Source organism: Streptomyces sp. T39, from assembly GCF_008042045.1.
Lineage (GTDB): Bacteria > Actinomycetota > Actinomycetes > Streptomycetales > Streptomycetaceae > Streptomyces.
Genome location: NZ_RDBP01000150.1, coordinates 1 through 636, shown reverse-complemented (window position 1 = coordinate 636; position 636 = coordinate 1). Strand labels below are relative to the sequence as shown.

General features: G+C 76.9%; 1 protein-coding gene. It reads right to left on the bottom strand.

Translation table 11 applies throughout. The features are described 5' to 3' along the window. The coding region (locus tag EAO77_RS36325; RefSeq protein WP_147992560.1) for an alcohol dehydrogenase catalytic domain-containing protein at positions 1–636 on the bottom strand (636 nt) is incomplete at both ends.

Below are 636 nucleotides of genomic sequence, written 5' to 3'. Positions count from 1 at the left end.
GGCGCGCAGCCCGGCCCGGTCCACCAGCCCGTAGTAGGCGGTCGCGTACGCCACGGGCACGGACGCCGCCTCGGTGAACGACCATGCGTCGGGGATCCGGGCGAGGAGCCCCGCGTGGGCGACGGCCACCGGACCGAAGGAGTCCATCACGATGCCGAAGACCCGGTCGCCGGGCGCGAGGTCCGTGACGTCCGCCCCGGTCTCCAGCACCACGCCGGCCGCCTCGGCGCCCAGGGGCGCCTCCTGCGGGTAGAGGCCGAGCGCGATCAGCACGTCGCGGAAGTTCACGCCCGCCGTCCGCTCGCCCCCGGCGAGGTGCGGCTGTCGGTCCGTGCGGCGGGCGTCACCGGGGGCGACCTGCACGCCGTCCAGGGAGCCCTTGCGGGCGACGGCCAGCCGCCACGCGTCGTCGGCGACGGCCGGAGCCGCGCCCAGGCGCGGTGCGAACAGCTCGCCCTCCCGCACGGCGAGCTGCGGCTCGCCGGTCTCCAGGAGCGCGCCCCAGTCCGGCTCGTCGCCGGACAGGTCGGCCTCGGGTATCAGGTCGAGGTCGGGGTCACGGTGGACGTCGACCAGGAGGATGCGGTCCGGGTGCTCGGACTGGGCGCTGCGCAGCAGACCCCACACGGCGGCGGC